The sequence below is a fragment of the Promicromonospora sp. MEB111 genome (assembly GCF_030209445.1).
In the GTDB taxonomy this organism is placed as follows: domain Bacteria; phylum Actinomycetota; class Actinomycetes; order Actinomycetales; family Cellulomonadaceae; genus Promicromonospora.
In genome coordinates this window covers 1-5358 of sequence record NZ_JARVSD010000030.1, presented here as the reverse complement: position 1 = coordinate 5358, position 5358 = coordinate 1, and the positions used below count along the sequence as shown (strand labels likewise).

The following is a 5358-nucleotide window of genomic DNA, read 5'->3' as shown; positions in this document are numbered from 1 at the left end:
GGTCGTATCACCAGCATGGTGGTGTGGTCGGGATCGGTGGGGGTTGTTTTTGGATCGGATCAATTAACCAGTTTGGTTTTGGTCTGGCCAGTATCATTGTTCGTGCTCGCCCCTTGTGGGTGGGTGTGGATGTTTCTCTTTTACGGAGAGTTTGATCCTGGCTCAGGACGAACGCTGGTGGCGTGCTTAACACATGCAAGTCGAACGGTGAAGCCCAGCTTGCTGGGTGGATCAGTGGCGAACGGGTGAGTAACACGTGAGCAACCTGCCCCCCACTTCGGGATAAGCCTTGGAAACGGGGTCTAATACCGGATATGAGCATCTGCCGCATGGTGGGTGTTGGAAAGTTTTTCGGTGGGGGATGGGCTCGCGGCCTATCAGCTTGTTGGTGGGGTAATGGCCTACCAAGGCGTCGACGGGTAGCCGGCCTGAGAGGGCGACCGGCCACACTGGGACTGAGACACGGCCCAGACTCCTACGGGAGGCAGCAGTGGGGAATATTGCACAATGGGCGAAAGCCTGATGCAGCGACGCCACGTGAGGGATGACGGCCTTCGGGTTGTAAACCTCTTTCAGCAGGGAAGAAGCGAGAGTGACGGTACCTGCAGAAGAAGCGCCGGCTAACTACGTGCCAGCAGCCGCGGTAATACGTAGGGCGCAAGCGTTGTCCGGAATTATTGGGCGTAAAGAGCTCGTAGGCGGTCTGTCGCGTCTGGTGTGAAATCCCATGGCTCAACTGTGGGCTTGCATCGGGTACGGGCAGACTAGAGTGCTGTAGGGGAGACTGGAATTCCTGGTGTAGCGGTGGAATGCGCAGATATCAGGAGGAACACCGATGGCGAAGGCAGGTCTCTGGGCAGTTACTGACGCTGAGGAGCGAAAGCATGGGGAGCGAACAGGATTAGATACCCTGGTAGTCCATGCCGTAAACGTTGGGCACTAGGTGTGGGGCCAGTTCCACTGGTTCTGTGCCGCAGCTAACGCATTAAGTGCCCCGCCTGGGGAGTACGGCCGCAAGGCTAAAACTCAAAGGAATTGACGGGGGCCCGCACAAGCGGCGGAGCATGCGGATTAATTCGATGCAACGCGAAGAACCTTACCAAGGCTTGACATGTACGAGAAAGCCCCAGAGATGGGGTTCTCTTTGGACACTCGTACACAGGTGGTGCATGGTTGTCGTCAGCTCGTGTCGTGAGATGTTGGGTTAAGTCCCGCAACGAGCGCAACCCTTATCCTATGTTGCCAGCGGGTTATGCCGGGGACTCATGGGAGACTGCCGGGGTCAACTCGGAGGAAGGTGGGGATGACGTCAAATCATCATGCCCCTTATGTCTTGGGCTTCACGCATGCTACAATGGCCGGTACAGAGGGCTGCGATACCGTGAGGTGGAGCGAATCCCAAAAAGCCGGTCTCAGTTCGGATCGGGGTCTGCAACTCGACCCCGTGAAGTCGGAGTCGCTAGTAATCGCAGATCAGCAACGCTGCGGTGAATACGTTCCCGGGCCTTGTACACACCGCCCGTCAAGTCACGAAAGTTGGTAACACCCGAAGCTCACGGCCTAACCCCTTGTGGGAGGGAGTGGTCGAAGGTGGGACTGGCGATTGGGACTAAGTCGTAACAAGGTAGCCGTACCGGAAGGTGCGGCTGGATCACCTCCTTTCTAAGGAGCTCATCTCCATCAGGCCCCGGACACCGGGGATGCCGTGCCGCCCTGTGGGTGGTGGGTGCTGGTGGCAGAGGCCATGCCCAGGCCGTACGCGTCTGGGGTGGTTGCTCATGGGTGGAACATTGACGAAGAGTCGCCTTCGGTGGTGGCCAACGCTAGTACGCCGGTGCTTGTCACTGGTTGGAACGTGGGGGTCGACGCCGGCGGGGCTTGCCAAGCACACTGTTGGGTCCTGAGGCAACCGGCCGCCTCATGCTGCGCTCCTGGTGGTTCTTCGAACCGGTGGGTGCGGGTGTGGAGGGTTGGGTGTTTCTGGAAGGACACGGGTCACCGGGTTGTACGCGGACCAGCCGGCTTGCCGGTGTTGGCGTGTGCGGATTGCCTGGGTGGGTTCGTCCGTTGCTTGAGAACTGCATAGTGGACGCGAGCATCTTTGAATTTTTCCAAGACTGCTCTGTGATGATCGCCGGTGAGGGTTCGCTCTTGTTCGGTTGGTTGTTGTGGGGCATGTTGTCTTGGTTTCTGTGATTGTAGTGTTGCTGAAGTTTTTAAGGGCACATTGGTGGATGCCTTGGCACTAGGAGCCGAAGAAGGACGTTGTAGCCTGCGATAATCCTCGGGGAGTTGGCAGACAAGCTGTGATCCGAGGGTCTCCGAATGGGGGAACCCAGCCGAAGTCATGTTCGGTTACCCGCGCCTGAATGTATAGGGCGTGTGGAGGGAACGTCGGGAAGTGAAACATCTCAGTACCGACAGGAAGAGATATTCCGTGAGTAGTGGCGAGCGAAAGCGGATGAGGCCAAACCGTATGCGTGTCAAGCTGTCAGGCGTTGCGTGTGCGGGGTTGTGGGACCTTCCGGGAAGATCTGACAGTCTTCCGGCCAGTAAGAAAGTCGTGTCATAGTCGAACCGGGTTGAATACCGGACCGTAGTGGGTGGGAGTCCCGTAGACGAAATGATGCGGCCTGGTGGAGGGGATCCCAAGTAGCACGGGGCCCGTGAAATCTCGTGTGAATCTGGCAAGACCACTTGCTAAGCCTAAATACTACCTAGTGACCGATAGCGGACAAGTACCGTGAGGGAAAGGTGAAAAGTACCCCGGGAGGGGAGTGAAATAGTACCTGAAACCGTGTGCCTACAATCCGTCGGAGCCTCCTTGGTAGGGGTGACGGCGTGCCTTTTGAAGAATGAGCCTGCGAGTTAGTGCTCGGTGGCGAGGTTAACCCGTGTGGGGTATCCGTAGCGAAAGCGAGTCCGAATAGGGCGTTTATAGTCGCCGGGTCTAGACCCGAAGCGAAGTGATCTAGCCATGGGCAGGTTGAAGCGCCGGTAAGACGGCGTGGAGGACCGAACCCACCAGGGTTGAAAACCTGGGGGATGACCTGTGGTTAGGGGTGAAAGGCCAATCAAACTTCGTGATAGCTGGTTCTCCCCGAAATGCATTTAGGTGCAGCGTCGCGTGTTTCTTGCCGGAGGTAGAGCTACTGGATGGCTAATGGGCCTCACCAGGTTACTGACGTCAGCCAAACTCCGAATGCCGGTAAGTGCAAGCGCGGCAGTGAGACTGCGGGGGATAAGCTCCGTGGTCGAGAGGGAAACAGCCCAGATCACCGGCTAAGGCCCCTAAGCGTGTGCTCAGTGGGAAAGGATGTGGAGTTGCACAGACAACCAGGAGGTTGGCTTAGAAGCAGCCACCCTTGAAAGAGTGCGTAATAGCTCACTGGTCAAGTGATTCCGCGCCGACAATGTAGCGGGGCTCAAGCACACCGCCGAAGCCGTGGCACTCACATTGCGTTTGATCGCAAGCCCAGCATGCGCCCTTGTGGTGTGTGTTCAGGTGTGTGGGTGGGTAGGGGAGCGTCGTGTGGGCAGTGAAGTCGCGGAGTGATCCAGCGGTGGAGCCTACACGAGTGAGAATGCAGGCATGAGTAGCGAATGACGGGTGTGAATCCCGTCCGCCGAATGACCAAGGGTTCCAGGGCCAGGTTCATCCGCCCTGGGTAAGTCGGGACCTAAGGCGAGGCCGACAGGCGTAGTCGATGGACAAGGAGTTGATATTCTCCTACCGGCGAAGTACCGCCCATACCGAGTCCGGTGATACTAACCATCCCAATCCAGCACACTGGTCTTCGGACCGGACCGTTGGGGAGGCGTGGGACCTGATCCGGTAGTAGGTAAGCGTGTTAACAGGGGTGACGCAGGAAGGTAGCCAGGCGTGGCGATGGTTGTCCACGTCCAAGGTTGTAGCCCGACACCTAGGCAAATCCGGGTGTCATTGAGGGTGAGAGCTGATAGTGACCGTGTATGCGGGAATCTGGTGATCCTATGCTGCCTAGAAAAGCCTCGACGCGAGGGACTAGCCGCCCGTACCCTAAACCGACTCAGGTGGTCAGGTAGAGAATACTAAGGCGATCGAGAGAATCGTGGTTAAGGAACTCGGCAAAATGCCCCCGTAACTTCGGGAGAAGGGGGGCCTGAACCGTTAACCCACTTGCTGGGGGACGCGGGGAGGGCCGCAGAGACCAGGGAGAAGCGACTGTTTACTAAAAACACAGGTCCGTGCGAAGTCGCAAGACGATGTATACGGACTGACGCCTGCCCGGTGCTGGAAGGTTAAGAGGACGGGTTAGCTTCGGCGAAGCCCAGAATTTAAGCCCCAGTAAACGGCGGTGGTAACTATAACCATCCTAAGGTAGCGAAATTCCTTGTCGGGTAAGTTCCGACCTGCACGAATGGCGTAACGACTTCTCCGCTGTCTCAACCGCGAACTCGGCGAAATTGCACTACGAGTAAAGATGCTCGTTACGCGCAGCAGGACGGAAAGACCCCGGGACCTTTACTATAGCTTGGTATTGGTGTTCGGTGCGGTTTGTGTAGGATAGGTGGGAGACTGTGAAGCTCGGGCGCCAGCTCGGGTGGAGTCATTGTTGAAATACCACTCTGATCGCTTCGGATGTCTAACCTCGGTCCGTGATCCGGATCAGGGACAGTGCCTGGTGGGTAGTTTAACTGGGGCGGTTGCCTCCTAAAATGTAACGGAGGCGCTCAAAGGTTCCCTCAGCCTGGTTGGTAATCAGGTGTCGAGTGCAAGTGCACAAGGGAGCTTGACTGTGAGACCGACAGGTCGAGCAGGGACGAAAGTCGGAACTAGTGATCCGGCGGTGGCTTGTGGAAGCGCCGTCGCTCAACGGATAAAAGGTACCCCGGGGATAACAGGCTGATCTTGCCCAAGAGTCCATATCGACGGCATGGTTTGGCACCTCGATGTCGGCTCGTCGCATCCTGGGGCTGGAGTAGGTCCCAAGGGTTGGGCTGTTCGCCCATTAAAGCGGTACGCGAGCTGGGTTTAGAACGTCGTGAGACAGTTCGGTCCCTATCCGCTGCGCGCGTAGGAAACTTGAGAAGGGCTGTCCCTAGTACGAGAGGACCGGGACGGACGAACCTCTGGTGTGCCAGTTGTTCCGCCAGGAGCATGGCTGGTTGGCTACGTTCGGAAGGGATAACCGCTGAAAGCATCTAAGCGGGAAGCCTGCTTCGAGATGAGGTTTCCATACACCTTGTGTGTGAGAGGCACCCAGCAGACCACTGGGTTGATAGGCCGGATGTGGAAGCAGGGACTGAAGACCTGTGGAGCTGACCGGTACTAACCTGCCGATAACTTCACAACCACACTCACACGAGTCAAAAAGA

The 5358-nt window shown here is 57.3% G+C and carries 2 rRNA genes; both read left to right on the top strand.

The features are described 5' to 3' along the window. The first annotated feature begins 139 nt into the window (after nt 1-139). Nucleotides 140-1662: ribosomal RNA gene (locus tag QRN56_RS27215) — 16S ribosomal RNA — on the top strand. A gap of 543 nt (nt 1663-2205) precedes the next feature. Then, nucleotides 2206-5335: ribosomal RNA gene (locus QRN56_RS27210) — 23S ribosomal RNA — on the top strand. The 16S and 23S rRNA genes sit together here, the layout of an rRNA operon. Nucleotides 5336-5358 lie beyond the last annotated feature (23 nt).